The sequence below is a fragment of the Methylocystis sp. L43 genome (assembly GCF_015709525.1).
Classification (GTDB): Bacteria; Pseudomonadota; Alphaproteobacteria; order Rhizobiales; family Beijerinckiaceae; genus Methylocystis.
In genome coordinates this window covers 1-21,119 of the sequence record NZ_JADNRA010000019.1, presented here as the reverse complement: position 1 = coordinate 21,119, position 21,119 = coordinate 1, and the positions used below count along the sequence as shown (strand labels likewise).

The 21,119-nt window shown below is 61.4% G+C and carries 27 protein-coding genes, 1 tRNA gene and 1 pseudogene; 10 read left to right on the top strand and 19 right to left on the bottom strand.

The window, feature by feature from the left end:
• Positions 1–5: 5 nt before the first annotated feature.
• The 14 genes from IYX23_RS03840 to IYX23_RS03775 all read right to left on the bottom strand — a co-directional run bounded on the left by IYX23_RS03840 (position 6) and on the right by IYX23_RS03775 (position 8,803).
• Positions 6–227 (bottom strand): hypothetical protein, encoded by a 222-nt coding sequence (locus IYX23_RS03840; RefSeq protein WP_196393204.1) that lies wholly within the window; start codon positions 225–227, stop codon positions 6–8.
• 90 nt (positions 228–317) lie between these two features.
• Positions 318–1,019, bottom strand: a complete 702-nt coding sequence (locus tag IYX23_RS03835) for a regulatory protein GemA (RefSeq protein ID WP_196393203.1) — start codon at positions 1,017–1,019, stop codon at positions 318–320.
• Complete coding sequence (locus IYX23_RS03830; RefSeq protein ID WP_196393202.1) at positions 1,016–1,210, bottom strand: hypothetical protein; 195 nt, start codon at positions 1,208–1,210, stop codon at positions 1,016–1,018. The genes IYX23_RS03835 and IYX23_RS03830 overlap by 4 nt, the downstream gene beginning before the upstream one ends.
• A complete protein-coding gene (locus IYX23_RS03825; RefSeq protein WP_196393201.1) occupies positions 1,207–1,404 on the bottom strand; it encodes a hypothetical protein in 198 nt (65 codons plus the stop codon). Before IYX23_RS03825 ends, IYX23_RS03830 begins: the two co-directional genes overlap by 4 nt.
• On the bottom strand, positions 1,401–1,934 hold the full coding sequence (locus tag IYX23_RS03820) for a host-nuclease inhibitor Gam family protein (protein ID WP_196393200.1): 534 nt from the start codon (positions 1,932–1,934) through the stop codon (positions 1,401–1,403). Before IYX23_RS03820 ends, IYX23_RS03825 begins: the two co-directional genes overlap by 4 nt.
• Positions 1,912–2,766: a helix-turn-helix domain-containing protein gene (locus IYX23_RS03815; protein ID WP_196393199.1), complete on the bottom strand. Its 855-nt coding sequence runs from the start codon at positions 2,764–2,766 to the stop codon at positions 1,912–1,914. The genes IYX23_RS03820 and IYX23_RS03815 overlap by 23 nt, the downstream gene beginning before the upstream one ends.
• Complete coding sequence (locus tag IYX23_RS03810) at positions 2,763–3,167, bottom strand: hypothetical protein (RefSeq protein ID WP_196393198.1); 405 nt, start codon at positions 3,165–3,167, stop codon at positions 2,763–2,765. Before IYX23_RS03810 ends, IYX23_RS03815 begins: the two co-directional genes overlap by 4 nt.
• Positions 3,160–3,582, bottom strand: a complete 423-nt coding sequence (locus IYX23_RS03805; protein WP_246716452.1) for a transcriptional regulator — start codon at positions 3,580–3,582, stop codon at positions 3,160–3,162. Before IYX23_RS03805 ends, IYX23_RS03810 begins: the two co-directional genes overlap by 8 nt.
• The gene (locus IYX23_RS03800) at positions 3,579–4,199 is read right to left on the bottom strand and encodes a hypothetical protein (protein WP_196393197.1); all 621 of its coding nucleotides are present in this window, start codon (positions 4,197–4,199) and stop codon (positions 3,579–3,581) included. The genes IYX23_RS03805 and IYX23_RS03800 overlap by 4 nt, the downstream gene beginning before the upstream one ends.
• Positions 4,196–4,459, bottom strand: coding sequence for a hypothetical protein (locus tag IYX23_RS03795; RefSeq protein WP_196393196.1), 264 nt, complete (start codon positions 4,457–4,459; stop codon positions 4,196–4,198). The genes IYX23_RS03800 and IYX23_RS03795 overlap by 4 nt, the downstream gene beginning before the upstream one ends.
• The gene (locus IYX23_RS03790) at positions 4,459–5,265 is read right to left on the bottom strand and encodes an ATP-binding protein (protein WP_196393195.1); all 807 of its coding nucleotides are present in this window, start codon (positions 5,263–5,265) and stop codon (positions 4,459–4,461) included. The genes IYX23_RS03795 and IYX23_RS03790 overlap by 1 nt, the downstream gene beginning before the upstream one ends.
• Before the next feature lie 110 nt (positions 5,266–5,375).
• Complete coding sequence (locus IYX23_RS03785) at positions 5,376–7,493, bottom strand: DDE-type integrase/transposase/recombinase (protein ID WP_196393194.1); 2,118 nt, start codon at positions 7,491–7,493, stop codon at positions 5,376–5,378.
• 3 nt (positions 7,494–7,496) lie between these two features.
• Positions 7,497–8,354, bottom strand: coding sequence for a ParB N-terminal domain-containing protein (locus tag IYX23_RS03780; protein ID WP_196393193.1), 858 nt, complete (start codon positions 8,352–8,354; stop codon positions 7,497–7,499).
• Between the two features lie 131 nt (positions 8,355–8,485).
• The gene (locus tag IYX23_RS03775) at positions 8,486–8,803 is read right to left on the bottom strand and encodes a helix-turn-helix domain-containing protein (protein WP_196393192.1); all 318 of its coding nucleotides are present in this window, start codon (positions 8,801–8,803) and stop codon (positions 8,486–8,488) included.
• 111 nt (positions 8,804–8,914) lie between these two features.
• Here IYX23_RS03775 and IYX23_RS03770 point away from each other — a divergent pair, with 111 nt between their 5' ends.
• Both IYX23_RS03770 and IYX23_RS03765 read left to right on the top strand, forming a co-directional pair.
• A complete protein-coding gene (locus IYX23_RS03770) occupies positions 8,915–9,610 on the top strand; it encodes a S24 family peptidase (protein WP_196393191.1) in 696 nt (231 codons plus the stop codon).
• A 9-nt stretch (positions 9,611–9,619) separates the two neighbouring features.
• A complete protein-coding gene (locus IYX23_RS03765) occupies positions 9,620–9,967 on the top strand; it encodes a hypothetical protein (protein WP_196393190.1) in 348 nt (115 codons plus the stop codon).
• Between the two features lie 624 nt (positions 9,968–10,591).
• Here IYX23_RS03765 and IYX23_RS03760 read toward each other — a convergent pair.
• Positions 10,592–10,999 (bottom strand): helix-turn-helix domain-containing protein, encoded by a 408-nt coding sequence (locus IYX23_RS03760; protein WP_196393189.1) that lies wholly within the window; start codon positions 10,997–10,999, stop codon positions 10,592–10,594.
• Positions 11,000–11,068: 69 nt separating this feature from the next.
• Here IYX23_RS03760 and IYX23_RS03755 point away from each other — a divergent pair, with 69 nt between their 5' ends.
• From IYX23_RS03755 to IYX23_RS20065, 8 genes and pseudogenes are all read left to right on the top strand, one after another.
• Positions 11,069–11,488 carry a mercury transporter MerT gene (locus tag IYX23_RS03755; protein WP_196393188.1) on the top strand — a complete coding sequence of 140 codons (420 nt, stop codon included), beginning with the start codon at positions 11,069–11,071 and terminating at the stop codon, positions 11,486–11,488.
• Complete coding sequence (locus tag IYX23_RS20070; protein ID WP_154451612.1) at positions 11,489–11,725, top strand: GDCCVxC domain-containing (seleno)protein; 237 nt, start codon at positions 11,489–11,491, stop codon at positions 11,723–11,725.
• Positions 11,726–12,231: 506 nt separating this feature from the next.
• A tRNA-Met gene (locus IYX23_RS03750) sits at positions 12,232–12,308 on the top strand.
• A 190-nt stretch (positions 12,309–12,498) separates the two neighbouring features.
• Positions 12,499–12,708: pseudogene (locus IYX23_RS03745) on the top strand (YciI family protein); the annotation flags it as partial.
• A 27-nt stretch (positions 12,709–12,735) separates the two neighbouring features.
• Positions 12,736–12,978, top strand: a complete 243-nt coding sequence (locus tag IYX23_RS03740) for a hypothetical protein (RefSeq protein ID WP_196393187.1) — start codon at positions 12,736–12,738, stop codon at positions 12,976–12,978.
• 170 nt (positions 12,979–13,148) lie between these two features.
• Positions 13,149–13,433: a hypothetical protein gene (locus tag IYX23_RS03735; protein ID WP_196393186.1), complete on the top strand. Its 285-nt coding sequence runs from the start codon at positions 13,149–13,151 to the stop codon at positions 13,431–13,433.
• A 337-nt stretch (positions 13,434–13,770) separates the two neighbouring features.
• Complete coding sequence (locus IYX23_RS03730) at positions 13,771–14,916, top strand: ATP-binding protein (RefSeq protein ID WP_348643622.1); 1,146 nt, start codon at positions 13,771–13,773, stop codon at positions 14,914–14,916.
• Positions 14,873–17,488: a S8 family peptidase gene (locus IYX23_RS20065; protein WP_196393185.1), complete on the top strand. Its 2,616-nt coding sequence runs from the start codon at positions 14,873–14,875 to the stop codon at positions 17,486–17,488. The genes IYX23_RS03730 and IYX23_RS20065 overlap by 44 nt, the downstream gene beginning before the upstream one ends.
• Before the next feature lie 182 nt (positions 17,489–17,670).
• Here IYX23_RS20065 and IYX23_RS03720 read toward each other — a convergent pair whose 3' ends face one another.
• The 4 genes from IYX23_RS03720 to IYX23_RS03705 all read right to left on the bottom strand — a co-directional run bounded on the left by IYX23_RS03720 (position 17,671) and on the right by IYX23_RS03705 (position 21,074).
• On the bottom strand, positions 17,671–17,946 hold the full coding sequence (locus tag IYX23_RS03720) for a hypothetical protein (RefSeq protein WP_196393184.1): 276 nt from the start codon (positions 17,944–17,946) through the stop codon (positions 17,671–17,673).
• 548 nt (positions 17,947–18,494) lie between these two features.
• Complete coding sequence (locus IYX23_RS03715) at positions 18,495–20,405, bottom strand: phage tail tip lysozyme (RefSeq protein ID WP_196393183.1); 1,911 nt, start codon at positions 20,403–20,405, stop codon at positions 18,495–18,497.
• The gene (locus IYX23_RS03710) at positions 20,402–20,689 is read right to left on the bottom strand and encodes a hypothetical protein (RefSeq protein ID WP_196393182.1); all 288 of its coding nucleotides are present in this window, start codon (positions 20,687–20,689) and stop codon (positions 20,402–20,404) included. The genes IYX23_RS03715 and IYX23_RS03710 overlap by 4 nt, the downstream gene beginning before the upstream one ends.
• Before the next feature lie 67 nt (positions 20,690–20,756).
• Positions 20,757–21,074: a hypothetical protein gene (locus IYX23_RS03705; protein ID WP_196393181.1), complete on the bottom strand. Its 318-nt coding sequence runs from the start codon at positions 21,072–21,074 to the stop codon at positions 20,757–20,759.
• Between the last annotated feature and the right edge of the window lie 45 nt (positions 21,075–21,119).

Here is a 21,119-nt window from a genome sequence, read left to right as displayed (position 1 = left end):
GGCGGTCATCGCGCGCGCTCCTTGTTGCATTTCGGACAGGGGACGCCTCTCAGCTCCTCTTCGTGCGACGCGACGCTGATCCAGGGGCTGTGACTTCCGCACCGCGGACATTTGAACAGAGCGATCTGCTCGCCGCGCCCGTTCCAGCCGCGATCGGAGAAACTCATCATCGCGGGCCGCTTGGCGGCTGCGCGCTTGAAGAAATCGAGCTGCAGGGCGTCGGTCATGCCGCAATCTTTAGGATCCCGCCTTCGCGGCGCGCCGGCGGGTTGAGCTTCGGCAGTTTCCGGCCGCGCGGCGGTGCAGCTTACGGGCCATCACGCCGCTTCCTTCTTGGCTTTGACGCGCTTGCGCAGCCGCGCGCCAAGAAGTCCGATCAGGCTGTCGAGATGGCGGTCGCTCAGCGCGCCGATGCTGAATCCCGAGATCTTGTTCGAGATGATGTAGCCATTGACGAAGTCGTCGAGATTGAAAGGCTCGACGTCGGCAAGCCGCGCCGCCTGCGCCGCGATCACCGCTCGTTTCGAGGCGATGCTCACATCCATCCCGCGCTTGTGCGCCTGGGATTCGCTCGGCCATTCGACTTTGGCTTCGCGCTCTATCCAATCCTTCAGAGCCTCGATCGCCTTCTTGGCGTCCTTGTGCTCGTTGAGCCAGCGCGGATGCGCGATCTTCGTCTGCCGCTCGATAAAGGCGATCAGCGCGCGATCGTCGCGATTGTCGACGATGCCGAGATTGAACGCCGAGATCCACAGCGCCTGCAGTTTCGCGCCATAGGGGCCGGTGACCGTCTCGGCTGGGCGGCGCGACGACGCGCTTCCGCGCTTTACTTCCGGATGCTGGCCGGCGAGCACCTTCAAAATCTCGATGAGCTTCGCGGCCTGGACCTGGGAAAGGCGCGACGACGAGGAGACGCCGCGGAACTCGCGCTTCAACAGCGCGCGATAGTCATCGTCCGTATAGTGCGGGATCTGCCGCAGCAGGGCGTGGATGGCGCGAGTCTGCGCGGCAGTTGTCATTGCAGTCGCTCCCGTAGCTCGCGCCCGCGAACGACGGCGAAATCCGCGACATCGCAAAGCCGGTCGGCGATGCCGCGCGCGACGGCGGCGATCGCGTCGAACGCCAGCGCCGGGACGCTGATGAAGAAGAACAGCGCCAGCCATAGCGCGTAACGGGCGGCGAGCTGCGTCTTACGCAGATTGATCTTCATGACGCCTCTCCTTCCACCTGCAGCTTGCGCACGAGACGCCGATCGACGATGGCTTTGAAGGGCAGATCGTCGAATTTCACTTCGACATGGTCGCCGTCGAATCGGCCGAGCAGCACGCCTCGAAGGACGTCCTCTCCGCCAGCGCTGTCTGCGAGCACGATCTCGATAGGCGAGCCTTTCGCGGGCGCGTTCATTCGGCCGCTCCCTTGATTTCGGCCTCGAAGGGCTCGACTGAGAAATTCTCGCCGGCCGTGCCGATCGAAACGCCGGCGATGAGCCGCGCCTTCTCGGGCTCGCGGAGCATCGCCTCCTTGTCGATTTCCTCTTTCGTGCGCAGAAAAACCGAGAGGCCGAGCGTCTTGATGCGACCGATGACCTCGTCGACGCCCCGGATCGATACGCGCGGCGGCGCGAGCCGCCATTCGATTTTGCCGGTGCCGAGATCTGCAAATTTGCGCTTGCCGTTTTCCGTTAGCGCCGCACGATGCGCTTCAGCCCAATTGCGCAAGCCCTCGGTGAAGCGCTCGACCTGCTCGCGCAGGGGAGTCGCAACGGCTTCGGCGTCCTTTTTCGCCTGAGCGATGCGATCATTCATGTCGGCTTCAATGCGGGCGATCTCGCGCTGGCGCACGCCGATGTCGTGAATGAAGCTGGCGGCTTCCTCGCGCGACTGCGGCACGGGGACATTGGCGCCGCGCGTTTTAACCTTGGGCGATTTCGACACTGGCGGGCTCCTTAACGAGTTCTGAGAAGCGTCTTGAAAGGGCTTTTACGGCGGCTTGGAAGCGTTCTTGCGCGTCGCGCTCGCCGAGCGAATATTCGGCTCTGACAAGCGCGTCATAAGCGTTGAGCAGCGCGGCGACGGCGGGCTCGCCGGCATGCATGCGCAGTGGCGCGATCGCCCGCTCGCGCGCCGCTTTCACGTTGAACGACGGGCTTCGCCGATAGGCCGCTTCCGCGGCGAGGAAATCGTGAGCGATTTCGGCGAGCGTCGGCGGCAGCGGTAGCGGCGCGTCGAGCATCACGGGCGCAGTCGGCGCGCTGGTTGGTTCTCGGTCGTCATCCCCTTCGCAGGGCTGTTCTTCGTCGCAAGGCGCTTCCTGCGTCGCGCGCTGCGCCAAAAGCGCCTCGGCCAGCGCGCGCGTCTCCTCGACGGAAACTTGAATGGCGAAGCGATCGCCGGAGCGAACGATCTTTTCAGCGAGCTGGAACGCATCGACCGTCTTGCGCTGCGGCAACACGCCCTGCGCACGAAGACCCGCGATCGCGAGCGCCTCAATCTCCAGCTCTCCGACTGTCGCGCGCAGCGCCGCGTCTTCTTCGAGCATCGCCTCGATTTTGCGAACGCCGTGCAGCACGGTCGTGCGATCGCGAAGAAGCGCCGCGCCGATCTGAACCAGATTTCGTTGCGCGAGCCTGTCTGAAAGATACATGGCGATCTGCCGCGGCGTCTTCAGCTCCGTCTTGCGCCGCGGACTCTTGATCTCCTCGGGCCGAACGCCGTAACGACTGCAGACGACGTCCAGGATGTCGGCGATTTGGACCTGCGCGCTCATGCCGCGTCTCCATTTCCGCCGTCGCTCGCAACAGCGGCGACGGTCTCTTCCGGCGGGCGGTCGGAGCCACCGCTCGCGCGTTCTGGCCATTCGCGGTCGAGATAGGGACGCAGATCGACGACAACGCCGGCGCGGCGGCCCTCATCGATCGCGATCTCTCGCCGGGTTTTGGTGACATGGTCGGGAGTCGTCAGCGCCTCGACTCGAGCGTCGGCGGCATGGCGCCAATTCTCCTCGCGCTCGAATTCGGCTTCCAGCGTGCGCGCCTCGAAAGCGAGCTTGTCGAGGGCGCCGGCGATGAACCCACAGTTCTGCGGGGTCATATGGAGGCCTCCAAGCTGGAAACGGCGTATCAGTTCGGCGACGGCGTCGATGTCGGCGGAAAGATGAGGCTCACGCATCGTTGCCTCCATCGTTTTTGAGGCGCGAATGCTGACAAGCGCTTCGGCAGGCGTGAAAGAGCGCAGTGCGAACAGCGCTCGAGCCGACATGGCGCTTCTTCTGCTCGTCGAGGCAATAATCGCGGCCGATCTCGCCGAGCACGGGACAGTCGACGCTTTCATTCATTAGGGCGCCACGCACACGCGCCTCGACCGCCGCGAGAACGCCTGAATAGCGCGCCCTGCAGACGCTGGTGACGACCGAACGGGACATGCCAATCCGCTTCGCCGCTGTAACGCCGGAGGTCGCCGTTGCGAATTTCGCCAGCTCTTCGACCCAGTCGGGCAGCGCGTCGCCCCATGCTTCGCGTGCGCTGGCGAGAAAGTCAGTGGTTAATTTTGATGGTAAAGAATTAACCTTAACGGCCGTGCTCATGCGCGAAGCTCCGAAACGACGGCGTCGCCGAGGACGCGATTGCTGTTGGGATCGAAGACGAAGCCCGCGACGCAGAGTTTGGGCGCAAGCGGTCCGGTGTTGGCGGATCTTGCCAGGCGATAGACGCCAGGCGACGAACCGTGACCCTCGTGAGTCTGCGGCCGCGACACGGTCTGCAGCACGCCGGCGCGCAGCAGCGCCCGCACATAATGATCCGCTGTTCGCTGCGCGACCGGACGCTCCTCCGTCGAGGCGCTGACGGCCAGTTCGATGACGGTGAACTGATTGAGCGCGCGTATGGCGTTCCACATCGCCTCGCGGGCGGTCAGCGGCGCATGTTGCGGATCAGGTCGCTTGATCGGCGGCTTCGTCTGCCGCTTCTTGACGGCGTAGACCGCCTGCAAGGCATAGCCGTCGCGCTTTGCGCCGATGCGCACGACAAAGCCGCCGGCCTTCAGGAATTCGACGTAGCGCTTGACCGTCTTATAGGCGACGCCTTCCGAACAGAGGGCGATTTGCCGAATGGTGAAGCCTTTCGGCCGCGCCATCATCTCCCGCCAGTAATGCGCGGGCCCAGAGGGCATGGCGACTTCGATATGAATGGGCTTGCGGGTCATGCGTGGCCCTCGTTCTCAAACCAGCGCATGACCGCCTTGTTCAAATCACGGAGCTGCGATTCAGCAATGACCTTCTGCCCTTCCCGAGGGCATCTTTTGAGAGCTGAAAGGATCGCGGCATACGCCAGTCCATTAGCGGCCGAGAGCAGATGGGCAGGCGACGCGCCCTCAACCACAAGTTCGGCCATGATCGCGCCAATATGCGCACTCGGCGCCGAAGCAATACATTCAATGATTTGATCGAGCGTCGGAGCCCCCATCACGCCGCCCTCCCGCTCTTGGCGCTGCGCGCGACGATGAGCCGTGAGGCGCGCGCCTTGGGAGGCTCGCCGGTGTAGATCGGCCCCGTGTAATTGGCGCGCGTCACTTCCTTCGCGCCGGCGTTGCGCGCCCATTGCGCGACGCCATCGAGTGACGTAGCGATGCGCCGCGCCCGGCCGTCGCCCTGAAGGCGAATGTCCTCCAGGAGATCGTCGCCGATCGCGACTGGCAAAAGCAGGTCGGCCAGCTTGCGCGCGTCTTCGAAATCGCAAGGCTCGGCCCCAAACCAGGCGAGCACGCGGTTGTGAAGACGCTCGATCCTTGCGAGCTTCTGCGGCAGCGCCTCTTCGCCGATGAGCAGCACAGGCACATTGCTGCTCATCGCGATCTCGCGCATGAGTTCCGCGTAGCCCTTATCGACGACCTTGTCGGCTTCATCGATGAACAGCGGGCGCCTGGGCTCTTCGGCGAGCATAGCGATCGCCTGTTCGGCAAGTTCCGGAATCGAGCCCTGTGGGCGCGCGACACCGCCTTCGCGCAGGATCGCCGTCAGCAGCGTCTTGCGGGTCCAGGTGTCGCCGACCTCGACGCGGATGGCGCGCGTCTTGTTCTGCGCGTAAATCGAGGCATAGGTCTTACCGTCGCCAGAGCGGCCATGCATCACGCCAATGTTGGGAAGGCTCGGCGCTCGATCGGTGACTCGCGCCACCAGCTCCCGAAAGCCCGAGACGTTTTTAAGCGCCGCGAAATTCGATGAACCCGTCCTTGGCGGCGGCGGTTTGATTTTTGGAATGGCGTCTGACATTATGTCCTCGTCTGATTATTTCTGTTCTTGAGGGGCGCGCCGTTACCAGCGGCGCGCCTCTCGCTTTTTCGAACGCACTCAACGCATTCGCCCGAGTCGAGCGGCGGAACTCACCGCAACGCGGCTTCGCCGAACTCCTCAAACATCTCCTTCATTGCGTGATATTCGGCGCCGACCTGATAGCCGCCGAGCCACAACGCCTCTTCGTTCGAGAGACGCTCATTGTTTTCGAGATGCGCTTCCAGTTCGCGCGCGCGGCGGAATCGCTGTTGGCGCGTTTCAGGAAGCTGATGAACGGGGGCGACTTCCGATGTTGCGTCGACAAATTGATCGGAAATCGGAAGCGGAGGCGCTTGGACGCTTCCGGCCGCCTCGCCGGCGGCCTCAAGCCCCCGCGTCGTATAGCTCTCATGGCGCTTCGGAAATTCGACGAGTTTGCCGGCGTCCTTCGCCGCTTTGCGGACGATTACGTCGACCATGTCGCGCGGCTTGATCTGCCGCATGTCGGCCCGCAGCTGCGCGGCGCTTCCTTCGAGCAGACGTTTCTGCTGCGCGCGCGCTTCCATGACCGCCGCCTTGGGATCAATTCCCGCGAGTTCGGGGCAGATCGCTTCGCCCAAAAATTCCGCGCCGTCTTCGGAGAAGAGCCAGGCGCGCCCCATGTCCTCCGGATCCATGCGCACGAAAACGCGCGTTTCGGGCATGACGTTCGGCGCGAGATAGTAGGAATGATCGATGCGCACGCCCTTCTTGGTGACGATGCGCGTGCCGTCGCCGCCGGCGATTGGCGCGAGCAGCAGATCGAGCGCGCGCAGATCGTCGATGCGCCGCACGACGCCGTCGAACGCGGCGGCGATCTGGAAGGGCGTCGCGCCGTTCAGGCCGCTGTGCGGACGATTGGCGTAGCGGCCGGCCGCCCATTCGTCACAGATCGCCTGTAGCTCCGCGCCGGCGTATTGAGGCTTCATCGCGCCGGCGTCGTCGAGGCCGAGCCGCTGCGAGAAAGCGCGGCGCTCTTCGATGACTTTTCGATCGCCGACGTTGTGGCCGATGAAACCCTCGATCAGCGGCGCAAGATCGTGCTGAAAGGTACGCACCGCGCGTTCGACATGGCCTTTTTCCTGCGGCTGGAAGGGTCGCGACAACTCGACTTCTATGCCGAGCGCGGCGAACAGACGTTGCGTGCTCTTGGCGGTGAAATCCGAGCCATTGTCGGTGTGAACGCGCTCGGGAACGCCCCAGGCGAGGATCGCCCGGCGGATGAGCAGCGCCACGGCTTCGGCGCGCGGCGTTTTCGAGACGTAAACGATAAGGCGACGCGAGAAGATGTCGACGCAGAGATAGACCGAATGGCGACCGTCGACGCACATGACGTCGGCCGGCGACGCGTCGATCTGCCAAAGCTCGTTGAGCCGCGACACGGGATGCGAGTTTGAGCCAGCGAGCCTGTATTTGCTCTTGAAAGCGTCGGGATTAGTCGCCTTGGTCAAAAGAACCTTGTCTTCGCGCTCGATTTTCGCGCGCAGACGCTGGAACGAGCGTAGCGAGATGCCTTTAACGGACGGAAATTGATCTTCGCACAGCGCTTTGAGATGATCGCTCGTCAGATGCGGCTGTTTGGCGATGGCGGCGAGCAGGAACGCTCTTACCTTTCCCTGCTCGCCGGACTCGAGAGCACCCTTACCCCTACGCGCGGCGCCCTTGTCTACGCCGAGCCGTGAAATTCCTTGGTATGACTTGAGACTCCGCCAGCGGCGCAGCGAGCGCGGCGAGATCTTCGGGCACGCCTGGCGCACCCATGTTTCAACGTCGATCTTGGCGAGGTTGTAGCGTGCGACGAATAGGCGGTCGGCCGTTGTTCGCGACAGATTGCCGTCGCGCGCGAGCCGATCGGCGGCGGTGAGCAGTGCGAGACGGGCATCGCGGGATTCAGCCGCCGGAAGCGTAAGTTGCGCGTCCTGCGCCGCCGACGTTTCGAGTGGCGCGAAACATTCCGCCTTGAGATCGACCGCGCCGATGTGTTTCGAGACATAGGCGGCGAGCGTCGCGGGCGGCAGAAGATCGATATGGAATTCGAGCCCGCCGCCGCGACCCTGGCGCGCCCGCACCTTGTCCTTTTGCGCAAGCCAGCCCTCGCGCTCGGCATAGTCACGCCAGCCACGCTCCGTGGCCGGAAGGCCCGGAAGCGCGAGCGATGCGAGATTTTGTGCCGATAGCCAGTCGCGCATCGATCAGGCCTTCTCGTCCTTCTCGGCGTAGACGAGTCCGACGTCGGCCATGAACTGCCGCTTGGTCTTGTTGCTAGCCTTCGACCAACGATCGAGCAGGTCGGCGTAGATGCGCGCTTGCAGATCATCGGTTTTCGGCTTGTCGACGCCGATCGCGACGCGCGCCTGCGCGACGGTCTTGACCTCGCCGCCTCTGATCGCTGCGACGGCCTTGCGTTGACTTCCGCCGTCGAGCTCCGCGAGCTGTTTCAGCTCGTTTTGATTGTCCTCGATCATCGTCCCGCGCAGCTGCGGAATGACCAAGGGATCAAGCGCCTTGGCGATGCGGACGGCTTCCTTCACGACAACTTCGGCGAGGCCTATCCGTCTCGCGGCATCCTTGGTGAAGCGCTGAGAAGAAATAATGGCGGATTCCGCCCTTATTTCTTTCTCTTTGAATTCAACGTCTTTCCGTTTGCGCCCCCGCGTCTCGCCGCGTTTGGCGTCGAAGCGTTGTTTGGCTTCATTGAGGAAAATCGCGCGGTCGAGCGCCGTCAGTCCGGCGTCGGCGAGATTCTCGAAAATCTCCGAGTCGCGAGCATTATCATCGCCTTCTGCGCGGACAATGACATCGTCGCCCACCACAAGCTCTTCACGGCCGATGGCTCCCAAAACGGCGAGCCGATGCGCGCCGGCGGTGAGCTTGTAACTGTTCGCGCCTTCCGGCCAGGGCCGCACGATGATCGGCTGAATAAGCGGAGACAGGCCCTCGTTGACGCGCTGCTCGGCGATCGCCGCATAGGCTTCGACAACGAGCGGATCGACAGGGCGCAGCCGGTCGGAGGCGTCGATCTGTGAAATAGCGATGGTCTGTGCTCTCATTCAGCGGGCTCTTGGTTTGAAAGGAAAGAGCGCGGCGGCCGGAGAAGCCTGTGGGAGGCCGGGAACACGGCCGCCGCGCAATCGGGCGGGAGCAAGGGGAAAGACCGCCCGATGTGGTGGTTAACCATGTCTTAAGCCGCCCTCTTGCGAGGTCTGGACGGGCTGGAACCGCGCGAGATACGCTTGCTTTCCGGGCGAGGGGTCGCCTCGCGGGAGATCAGCTTGCCGTCTGCATCGAACCACTGCGGCCAAAGCTCGATGAGCGGCACGCCGAGAAACTCGGCGATGGCCAGGTTCGCGCGCAGATGCGGGTGGATGAACGCCCACACCATCGTGGTCCGACGCAGGCCGACGCCGCGGCCGATTTCAGCCAAACTTGATCCGCGACGGCTAATCTCGGCCCGGATCGCATATCGATCCCACCCGCCTTTTATTTCTCTTGCCTGCAAGGACTCGCCCCGTTCGCTTAGACCAATGTTGGTCGAACATTGCAGAGCTTTGGACGACTGTCAATCAAGTTTGGTTTGCGTGGGCGCATGATTGGCCAAGATGAACCGAACTTGGTTGATTTTCCCGCGCGGCTCAAAGGCCTATTGGCGAAATATCCTTCCTACGCCGCCGCCGCCTCGGACCTCGACATACCCGCGACGACCTTGGCGCGGCTCGCGCGCGGCGCGAATGATCCGGGGTCGGACACGCTGCTGAAGCTCGCGACGAGGCTGAATGTCTCAATGAGCTATTTGGCGGGAACGAGCGACGATCCGACGCCGACGCCGACGCGCCTCGCAAAGCCCGGCCATCGCGAGAAGACCGCGCAGCTCGATGTGGCCAGGGTTCCCAAGCTCGAGGTAAGAGCCGCAGCCGGCGCCGGATCGGTCAATCAAATACACGCGGTCAATGCGACCCTGCCGTTCCCGCTCTGGATGCTGCATAAGCTCGCGGCGCCAGGCGCCAAGGTGAGCTTCATGCGCGCGTCTGGCGATAGCATGTGGCCGACCTTCGACGACAAGGCGCTACTCCTCGTGAATGAGAGCGAAACGGAGCTGCCGAGGATGGCTCCGAAGGCCTCTGGCGACCTCGATATTTTCGTCTTCCTGCAGGAGGACCATTTGCGCGTGAAGCGCCTAAGCCGTGTTGGCAAAGAGATTGTCGCGACGAGCGACAATCGAAAATATAGTCCCGAAATTCTGCGCGGCCCCGACCTCAAGCGCCTCAAGATCATCGGCCGCGTGATATGGTGGGATAATCGATTGTGAGGCGATTTCATGCGTCGTCTATCGCTGATCCTTTTTCTGCTCGCGCCACTCGAAGCGTTCGGCCAGACCGCTGCTCAGGAGCGTTTCACTCGAAACGTTGCTCTTCTTATGTATGGCGAGTCTCGCTGCCCTAAGCTGCGGGTCAATATGCTGATCATTGCGCAAGTAGCGCCGACTTTTAAATTAAAGCCGGCTGATTGGGCCGAAGGAGGCCGCCTTCACCGCGTGTTGGCTAGTCAGTATCAGACGATTAAGGAGACCTTCGCGCAGGAGAGCGATGACGTGGTTTGCGGGATGATAGAAGACGGCTTCGGTCCGGATGGCACGATCGCCCCCGGGGTTATCAAGCGCCGCTGAAATCGCCTTAAATCCTACTGACCCGCGCGCCGCGTGAAATGGTGGGACAACCAATTGTAAGGCGTTTCGAAGAAAGGTAATTTACGGTCCTCTCCCTTGTCGCCGAGCGCATTGCGTCATCTGAATTATTAGGAGGCTGGCCTTATGCAGTTTCAGGTCACAATCGACTGTAGCACCGCGGCGCTTAGCGGGGATTCAATCTCGCGCAGCCAAGAGCTCGCCAACATTCTAATCGCCGTCGCCGCGAATTTGTTGGACCAAAGCTTGGCGCCTGAAGACAAACTGCCTTTGCGCGACCGCAAGGGTCACTCTGTCGGAACAGCCCAACTGACCAGAAAAACCCACGTGCTTTCGCTTCGAGCGTGCTCCTAAAGCAGGACGTGGGAGGCGGCGCTGATCGTCTACGCCAAACAGGCGGCCAAGTGCCGCCATTGCGTCGGGAGCTTTTAAGACGGCGGTGTCGACGCTTGGTTCTGAAGACGGCGAGCGCACAAAGCGTGCGCTGGGAGGCACTGGACCCTAAGGCTGCCTTGGCTGAAATTTCGTTCGATTTTTGCGCCTATCTTTCGCACGCCGCGCCTCTTGAAAAGCTTAAGGGCGCGCCACTCGTGCGAAAGTCTTGATTTATGCACGCTCCGTCGTCGCCAACATGTCGAGCACGGGGCATGAGGGGGCAAGGTCGCCAGAGCAACGGGCGATGGTCGCGCCAAGAATGCGCTCAAGCTTGGTGAGGTCGGCGAGCTTTGCCCGCACGTCATCAAGATGAGTTCGCGCAATCTCTCGCACCTCGGCGCAAGAGGCGCGGGACGGTTCGGCAAGAGCCAAGAGAGCGCGGATTTGCTCGATGCTAAATCCAAGTTCGCGGGCGCGGCGGATGAAGGCGAGCCTTCGGACGTGCGCCTGTTCGTAGGCTCGATGTCCGCTCGCCGTCCGTGCCGGCGGCGGCATGAGCTCGATACGCTCATAATAGCGCACGGTTTCAAGTTTGACGCCCGTCGTCGCCGCGAGCCTGCCAATCGTCAAGGGCTGCATGGATTTTTCTCTTGCGCCTGTAGTCACTACAGGGTGCAGGATAGCCCAACCATCAAGGAAGGACGAGCCATGACCACCAATGACGCCGCGCAAGCGACGACGCCAGCCGTTGCTTCTCCTCCCGCGCCGACGTGGTTCGCAGCGTTGGGGCTCGTCGCGGGTCTTGGCGCGGTCGTCGCCTCCTCGTGCTGCGTCATACCGCTCGGCCTTGCAGCGCTCGGCGCGGGCACGGGCATTCTCGGCGGCCTTGAGATGGTCGTCGAATGGCGCGTCCCGCTTCTGGCGATCAGCGCCTCGGCCATTGTCGGGGGATGGGGCGCATGGTGGTGGAAGCGTCCGGCTCCTTGCGCTTCAGGTTCGGCGTGTGCGTCGCCGCAGCGATCACGCGCAACGCTGGGGCTGCTCCTGTGCGTCTCGCTCATTGTGGTGTTGGCGGCGAGCTGGAGCTATATCGACCCCGTGCTTCTCAAATTTTTCAAGGGGCGCTGAGTGCAACTGGTCTCGACGATAACCTGCCCATCTTGCGGCCACCAATCGGCTGAAACGATGCCAACGGATGCCTGCCAGTTCTTCTACGAGTGCAAGGGCTGCGGGACCTTACTCAGGCCGAAGGCTGGGGATTGTTGCGTCTTCTGCTCTTATGGCGACGTGCCATGTCCGCCGATTCAGGAGGCGAAAGAGCATGGCCGCGCCGCCGGATGCTGCTTGGGTGCACCCCTCGCATAAGGCCCATTATGGAACCTGAACGAAGGTCTGGAAATGGCGCTTTTCGAATTCAAATCGACCCGCGACCACCCTTTAAAGCCCCTTTCCAGTTCCTAGTTTACAAGTACGCTAGACTATTCCAGACTGGGCGCTCTCCCTAGATGTTTGGACGGTTCAGCTGCGTTGATGCTCACATGCTTGATCAGCGCTGACTTCCGAGTTCGCGCGCCAGGCCAAACTTTAATTCCCGCTTTTCCGGGGTTTTTCGATTTTCGAGGGGCTGCGCCGCCCGAGATTTTAGGCCATTTGATCTGTCGCGGCGCATGCCGCTATCAAAGCCCTGCGGAACGCGCCATCGCCCGCCTTTCCGGGCCATATGACCACTCAATCCCGCGCCATCCCACCTAAACCCGCCTAGGCCATCTGATCTGTCGCGTTACACCTGACACGGCGAGATTCGCAGCCTTGACTTGCGCGGGGACGCCGACCTATATCGCAAATTCTTCCAGACCGCTTAAGCGGCTCGGGGCGGAGTAGCTCAGTCGGCTAGAGCAGAGGAATCATAATCCTTGTGTCGGGGGTTCGAGTCCCTCCTCCGCTACCAAATAAAATCAAACACTTATCCGCGAAAAAACCACTCAAGCGCCGCGATCCCATGTCGCGTTTTGTTGCATCGATTACAATTGATTTCCCACGAGTTTCAAAAAGACGCGGCAACTCCACGCGACATGAAATGCGACATGGAAACTCGGATCCACCCCACCTTTTCGCGATCACGAGAATTGAAGATAGAGACGACCGAGCTGGTCGCCGGCTATTGGCTTTGGGAGGTCAGGGATATGGCCGAGGCGGTCGAATGGGTGAAGCGATGCCCCAACCCGATGCCCGGCCCAAGCAAGATCGAAATCCGTCCGCTCTATGAAGCGGCGCACTTTGGCGATGCATTGACGCCCGAGATCGCGGAAGCGCAAGACCGGATCCGCAAAAGACTGTCGGACGTTTAGCCCCGGCCGCCGGAGAGCGCTTGCGTCATGCACCCTGCCCCTCCGACGATCGCCGATCTTCGCGCCGAGGGCGTCGCTGGGGCCTGGGTCTGGTGCACCGGGCTTCGTTGCACCCATCACCGCAAGGTCGCCTTCGACGCCATGCGGACGGCGCCATGGACGCCGTTTATCGCCCTGGCGCGGTCTCGGCGCTTCGTCTGTTCGGCGTGCGGCTCCCGGGATGTTCACCTGATGCCCGACTGGCCGCGGTATCGGGCGCTAAGCAATTGAGGCTCCGCCCACCTTTTTTGGACAATGAATAGACGGGCGCGCCAGGTTCAGTCTGGGCTAATATTCTGCTGTAGCGAATCGTTAACCGCTGAACCCGGCACAATCCCCCGTCCGGAAGCGGCACCGGGGAATTGGCGAACCGGGCGAATTAAGAAACGGAACGAAACAACATGGGCCAGTTCAAAAATAAGCTATACGAGGCGTTAAACGCCTTGGTTGGCGATAACGATTTGGAACGAAGATTGAGCATCGCGGCGGGGCCTCTCACACAGCTTCAGGACCGCGACATTCCTGAGGAATATCGACCACGATTCGCAGCCTTGAAAGCTTCTCTTCCCAAGGCTTCGCTCGGCTGCGATCCCAACTACGTACCCGCACAGATGTCCGAGCGAGAAGCACGCGATCTTTCAGAGAGAATTCTCCGTCTCTTCTTCGATGCGATGGGTGGGTTATAGCTTCCCTCCCCCAACGTAATCCGGGGGTTCAAATTGCTGGGCTTCCCCCAATGTGCGGCCGCTTCACGGGACATCTCCCCTGGGAAGAGCCCAGCGCATCGCTGGTTTGATCCGACGATCGGCCTCCAACATTCTGTGTCGCCGAATCGTCGCCTATGCTAGTTTTCGCGACAAGCGGATCTGGCATGCTCGGCTTTACCGGGGCCGAACTCCGGCGGATAGACTTCAGCTCGATGCGCAATGGCTTTTAGCGTGTTCGGACCGATCTTAGGGTGTGCAACGTTCATTTTATTGGAATTCTGCAAGAGGCTGATGAGAGCGGACGGGAACGCTGGTCGTGAATTTGTTTAGGCAGGCTGAGCGTTCCACCGAGCCTAGCCGTCAATCGGCCCAGAAGAAGGCCACCAAGACGGCGGGAAAGAAAAGGCGGATGGCTCGAAGTGATCTCTTGGTAGCACTGGTAAAGGCGGGTGCCTCCGGCGACCGCAATCTTGCGCGCACCTCCGCCGAGGCGCTGATCGCCGATGAGCGGGCCAAGCAACACAACGTCCTTGCCGATCGCCTCAGTGGTGCGCTCAAAGCTCAATTCAACGGGCAGACGCCCACGGCCGGGCCGCCCTCGGAGACCGTTGCGCGGGGGCCGTCAACCCGTGATCTCTTCGTCGAGCGCTCCCCTCAGCAAAGTCTTGCGAACCTGCTCTTGCCAACAATCACTCGCGAGGCGTGCGAAGAGCTGATCGAGGAACAGCGTCGCGCAGACGTTCTCCGCTCGCACGGGCTTGAGCCGCGTCATCGCCTTCTATTGGCGGGGCCTCCGGGAAACGGGAAGACTTCACTAGCCGAAGCACTCGCCGAAGCGCTCAGCGTTCCGCTGTTCACAGTCCGATATGAAGCCGTTATTGGTAGCTTTCTAGGTGAAACCGCGGGCCGGCTTCGCAAGGTCTTCGACTTCGCCCGCACGACACCCTGCGTTCTGTTCTTCGACGAGTTCGACGTTATCGGGAAAGAGCGCGGCGACATTCACGAAACTGGCGAGATCAAGCGCGTCGTCAGCTCGCTGTTGCTGCAAATAGACGATCTCCCCAGCTGGACGATTGTCGCCGCTGCGACGAACCATTCAGAGCTTCTCGATCGCGCCGCTTGGCGCCGGTTTCAGCTCCGTCTCGAATTGCCTGCGCCCGGCGAGCGCCAGATTGCCAACTTCATAGCCGCGTTTTTCAGCGTCCGCCCGCTGCCGGGCGATTTGGGTCGCTCGCCTGATCAACTTGCTCGGGCGCTTCGGGGATCGAGCTTCGCTGAAGTTGAAGATTTCTGCACCAACGTGCTTCGGCGCGTCGTGTTGTCTCTAGGGGAAGGTCGTCCAAACGAAATAGTCGACCGTGAACTCCGCGTCTGGAGATCCCGCGTAACTGCAAGCGATAGCAAAAAGAGCGACAAACGTGGCCGAGCGACCACTTCTTCAGATTCCGGAATCAACTCGTAACGGGCGGATAAAAAAAGCACCCGCACCCGTCGATCCGAACGCCAAGATCTCGCGTCCCGGGCCCCAAAGCCAGGGTCAGAGATTGGGCCCTCGTTTTGATCGACTGCGGCAGGTGGCAGCACAATCCGCTTCACAGGCAACCATGTCTCTGCGGGCCGATCCCGACGCGATCGCGCCTGAACGCGCAATTGTGTTTGAGGTCGCGGGTTCACTCGGGGATTTCTATAGTCAAGCCGGCCGTATTACGGGGCTTGAGTTTCTTCTCGAAGATGACGTTGAACTCTCTCCCGACGACAATTTCCATATCGTTGAGACCAAGCAAGGCGCGAAGGTTCGCCGCGACGAGTCGATTGGGGGGCGCCTATATATGGCCATGCCCGATCTGCGTGCTCTGCAAGAGATACTCCGGCTCTGGGAGATTTACAGTTCCGGTCAATCGATGCCTTGGGGATTCAGCCCTTGGAAGACCCTTTTCGACCTATTGCGCGATGTGCGGGCATGGGGACCAACAGATCGGGTGCTGCCTGAGACGTTAAACTACTGGCGCAAGCGCATCAAAGCCCGGCCAGAAGAGCCGGTTCGCTTCGAGGTCGAGCTATGGTTTCACAAGCAGACGGATCGACGGGCGCGCGCAGCGCTGGAAATCGGGAATCAAGTCGCCGCGTTGGGCGGACAGGTCGTGTCAAGCGCGGCAATCGAGCCCATCCGTTACCATGGAATGCTCGTCGACCTGCCGGCACAGCGGGTCACAGAGCTGCTCGAGCATCCGAACGTGACGTTGGCTCGTTTGGACGACATCATGTATTTGCGGCCGCAGTCGGTCGCGCTCTTTCCAAATCCGGATGACCTCCCCGAAGAGCCGCTCATGGAGAGCAGCGGAGACCCGCCGCAAGGCACGCCGATCGCCGGGCTGTTAGATGGCGTTCCTCTGGCAAATCACGTACGCCTCGCCGGACGGATCATCTTAGACGATCCTGAGGACTTCGGCGCTAGGACTCCCGCTGCTCGACGAGCTCATGGCACGAGCATGGCCTCGTTGATCGTCCATGGTGACTTGCAGGCGGGTGAACCGCCCTTGGCGAGACCCGTCTACGTGCGCCCGGTGATGATCTATAATGTCGTCGAAGACGCGGAAATGACGCCTCCCGAGAAATTGCCTCTGGACATTATCTATATTGCGGTGCGCCGACTCCTCGCCGGCGAAGGTAACGAACCCGCTTCAGCACCGAGCATCATCGTTCTGAACCTTTCACTTGGTGATCTTAATCGACCATTCGCGGGAAGGATGAGCCCGTGGGCGAGACTAATCGATTGGCTCTCGTTCCAGCACAGAGTTCTATTTCTGGTGAGCGCCGGCAACGTGCGGAGCTGGCTTCCCGTTCCTGAATTCAGCACGCGCGCAGACTTCGATGCCGCGACGCCCGAGGCGCGCGAGGCTGCCATAATTTCCGCCCTTGACAGAGAGAAGGCGTTTCGGTCGCTGTTGTCACCCGCCGAAGGTATCAACGCATTGGCCGTGGGCGCCTGGCACGCGGATGCGTTCGAGAACCCCCCGGAGCCGCTCAATCTCACAGATCCATTCCCCAATTGCGGTCTGCCGAATGTCAGTTCTGGCGTCGGTCTCGGCTACCGTCGCATCGTAAAGCCCGACATCTTATTCGACGGCGGCAGAGAGTTGGTGCGCGCATCGGAGGACGAGGGGCATATTTGGCTGACGGTCGACGGCGGCGGTTCCTATGCTGGGCAGTTAGCCGCCACGGCAGATAGTAACGCAACAGGGCGTCTCAATCTTCAGCGGAGAACGGTTGGCACGAGCAATGCGACCGCGTTGCTAACTCGTTCCGCGGTTCAGATTTACGATGGCCTGTTGGACGCTGGTTACGAGATTCCGCGCGCCCACGCGGCAGTGCTTTTGAAGGCGCTGCTGGTCCACGGCGCGGCCTGGGGAGAGGCCGGTGAGCGTCTCGAAGAAGCATTCGGCCCCCCGGGACGAGATTGGCAACGGCATCGGGACAACATATCTCGCTTTCTCGGCTACGGGCGTCCTGACATTGGTCGAGTGCTTGATTGTTCAGCCGAGCGCGCGACGCTGTTCGCATATGGCGACATCATAGAGGACGTCCAGGACGAATTCGACATTCCGCTTCCCCCGTCCCTTGAGGGGTTCACCCAAGTTCGGCGCCTCACAATAACTCTTGCGTGGCTCACGCCCATCAATCCGCGGCACCAGCAATATAGAGCTGCAACGCTGGAGGTCGTTCCGAATGGTGATGATAAATTCTCGCTTGCGGTTGGCCGCATCCCGGATCAGCCGACTCTCTCCGCTATTAACCGAGGCACAGTTTCCCACTGCGTATTTGAAGGCGACCGCGCCATAGCGTTTCTGGACGAAGGGTTTCTCCGTTTACGCGTCACGTGCCGAGGCCAAGCGGGCTCCATTGATGAGCGGGTGCCGTTCGCGCTGGCGATAAGCCTTGAGACCGCCGTCGGTTCGGGCATTGCCGTCTACGATGAGGTGCGCGCGGCCGTGCAGACAGCGGTTCGTGCCGCAGCGGGTGGTTCAATGAGTTGATTGAAGCACCCGCTGCGGTAAGACCAAGCCAACTGCGCGGGAAAAACGTTCACGCCCGAGCCCGCTTCCGCATGAGGGCACTCGGCAAGGGCGAGCATCTTCCTGGCTGCCCGTTTTTCCCGCAGGCAATTCCGCATGCGAGCCGCAACGGGCTAGGAGAAGCCTAGTCGTTCACACTCGAGCTATTTCAAACCGTATAACGCAGAGGCATCCACCGTCCCACGCACCGAACCGTTGGTGGGATCTAATTCAACGATTTCCTCGTCGATATACGTGTATATCGTGCATCCTGGGAATGCGGCGGATGCGTCTGCAATTGATATTATGCATTGCCCAATAATGTCTTCGAAAGGCATTCCCTGTTCATACCCCGGAACGTCTGCCATCGAGACCTTCCTTGCAACAACTAAAGGCTCTTTCGGATTAACAAAAATCCCGATCGTATCGGCGTCTTGCACTGTCCACTCATTGTAACCTACTGCTTTCTCAAACGTATCATGAACGGCGCTCCTAGAAAAATTTGATCCAAAACCCTCTCGCTCCCCCGTCTTCGAATCGTACGAGCTGCCCGCGTCCCCTGAATGCAGGGATTGAATCGACTCCGTAGAACGCGGTCGCAAAACTATTCCAATCGCCCCAAAAGTTTGATGTGCTGAGGCCAAATAACTGAACAACTAAGCCCCGCACCATTTGCGCAAAGTTCCCTTGCATTTCGGAGATCATCCGGGAATAAGATGTCTTCCGCGCTCTTTCCTGGACGAGAACAATGCACGATGAGCGCTTTCCTTTGAGACAGTTCCGACAGCAGTTCATCGTGGGTCATCACACGTTGGGCCTCATCTCTTCGGATCTGGTGCATTATTGTTTTAAATACGCTGTCCCTTAAAAAATATGCCCCGCCGTTACATCCACGGTCGGGGCGTTCTGGACGGCGCAAAATCGCCGTCAGCTGACCGAATTCTATGCACAAAATCGCGCGCGCGAAAGTCCGAACGCCATCATGTCGTCAATGCGCGGCGCCCTGCATGTTGCGGATCGTGTCGGCGTGAACGCGCTTCTGGATGCCGGCGATCGACCGTGCCGTCGCTCCGGGGTCGCCAGCAGCGTTGACGTTGATGGTCGTCTTCGCGTGGATCGAATGCCCGTGGGCGATGTTGTGGACGAAGGAATTCCCGCCGCCCATTGGGCCAGCGGAAACAGGGGCAGCATTCGCGGAACCGACAAAGCCCGTGTGATTGGCGCGGCGCGCGCCGATGTTCGCCAGCGCCCGGTAATAGGCGCGGCGTTGCGCGATCGCGCTGCCATGATCGCGGGGGTTCTCGTAATTCTTGACCAGCGCCCTGACCATTTGCTCCGGATCGTCGCCTTCGAGCGCTTCCTTCGTCGCGGCAAAGCGCTTGTGGTTGCGGATTTCCCAGATGGCGGCGCGCGTCTGTTCGGCGACCGACATATCCTTTGGATATTTGCCGAATTGCTTTCTGATCGCTTCGGCGCGTTCTGGATCCCATTGCACGATGCCCTGCGACATATGCCGGACATCCCAATGATGATCTCCGGGCTTGTGAAGCGCTTCGCCGGTCATGTTGGCGACCAGGGCGCGCGCCGCGGTCGGGCTAAGCCCGTCAGCGATCGCGGCTTCATAGGCCTCGCCTTGATTGGCGGAAAGGCTTTTTGACTTCGAGGCGTTGCCGCCGGCCCACGCCGGCGCGTGATCGCCCCACCAGCGCTTCCCGCGCTCCCAAAGACTGCCGCCGCCGCCTTGCTGCTGGCGCTTATAATGATCGGGGTCGCGCTTGAGTTTCTCTTGGCGCTCGAATTCGTTCTCGCCGGCGCCGGCGCTCCCCGGCGTCATGCCGAGGCCGAAGCCCAGCGCGGCGCCGCCCATCGCCAACGCGCCGCCGCCCAGCCCCAGCGCGGTGAGGACGCCGACGAATGACCGCCATGCAGCCCCGCCGACAAGGCCGGCGAGCAGCGTTGTCAGCGTCGAGACGCCAGGGATGAGGCGAGCCAAGAGCACGATGGCGATGGCTTCGAATGCGCCCTCAATCCCGGTCAGCTTTTTGACGACAGGGTCCGCCTGCGAAATGAATTCGACGAAAGAAGAAACGAACCGGCCGATCGCATCCGCCGCCCGCAGGATCAGCGCGATGATGCTTTCAAAGCCGCGAGCGATCCGGTCGCCGTGCTTGTCGACGAAGTCGGCGAATTTGTCGAGGAGCTTTGCGATCCTTTCGCCGTGAGTCGTCGCGATGCGGTCCACGATGACTTCAATGCTCGAAAGCATCGAGCGCCAGGCTTGCTGGAATTTCTTAGCGTTCTCCGCAGCCGCATCCGGGTCCAGCCCGGCTTTGCGCATCTTGTCCCGATATTCGGCCGTGAACTTCTCGACGTCGCCCAGCATCGCGCGATAGGTGCGCTCGTCGATTCCCATCGTCTCGGCAAGCTGTAGCCGGGTGAATTCCGGTTGGGCGAGGAACTTCCGCGAATGCAGGAATTCCTTCATCAGTTCGGTCGAGTCGCGCAACTTCCCGCTGGCGTCGCGCGTGCGCACGCCCCAGCCTTTGAGCATCGCCTCCTGGCCGGGCGATTCCCTCAGCTTGCGCGAGAACGCTTCAAGCGACGCCATCGCCCCTTCGGCGGTGCCGCCGAGCTGGGAGATCGCATAGCGGAAGGTGGCGATGTTCTTCGCGCTGGCGTTGACGCGCGATGACGCATAGGCGAGCGCTTCAAAGCTTCGAGCAACACGCTGCGCGATGCCGACAAGCGCGACTTCGGCGGCCGCGACGGCGGTCGCCATGACCGTGACGCCCTTCGTGACCGACGCAATCGCATCGGTGACGCGGCGTTGCTGTGTCGCGTCGCTTTTCCAGCCAAGCTCGACGACGAATTCCTTCAAAACATTTGCGTCGTCGCTCATTGGTTCAGACCCTCCAGGCCCACAGCCAATATTGCCTCTTTGACCTTCTTAAGGCTTTTGGCGGAAAGCCCCATCGCACGCCCGGCGGCGTCGACCTCCGCCAAGGACTTCTCGAGCCCTTGGAAAGCGGACTCGATCGACGGCGGCGGCGCTTGGGGCGTGAGATCAAGGGTCCGAGTGTCGCCGCCGAAGTTCACGACAACGGAATTCGAAGCGCGGTCGCGTCGCAGCGACAGGCGTTCGCGTCGTTTCGCTCTTGTCAGTCGTCTCGCCAAACTGCTCATCGGTCACACTCCCCTCGGAATTGGTCGCATTTCAGAGATCGCCGCCGCTTGCTGGGCGGCGAGCCTTTCACCATTGCTGACCGATGCGGCGCGATGCGGGATAGCGTTGCTCGAAAGGATCGGGCTTTCGTCCCCATGCGCTGTCTTGCGCCTGGCGGCCATCGTCGCCCTTGTCGGCGGCCGAGATCAGCTCCTCGCCCAAGCGGCGCACCTGTGCTGCGTCGAGATTTTCGGTTGCCCAGCGGACGACTTCCGCGATTCCATCTTCGCTGTCGGCGCTCAGATTGCGGCCGACCGCCTCTCGCGCAACGCTCCCAGCGCCGCCCCCCAGCGCCGTGGCAAGCCCGCCGATGAAATTGTCTGAACTAATTTTTCGTTTGGTCATGTGAGGTTCTCCATCTGGAATGATCGACGCCCCGGCCGGTGGACA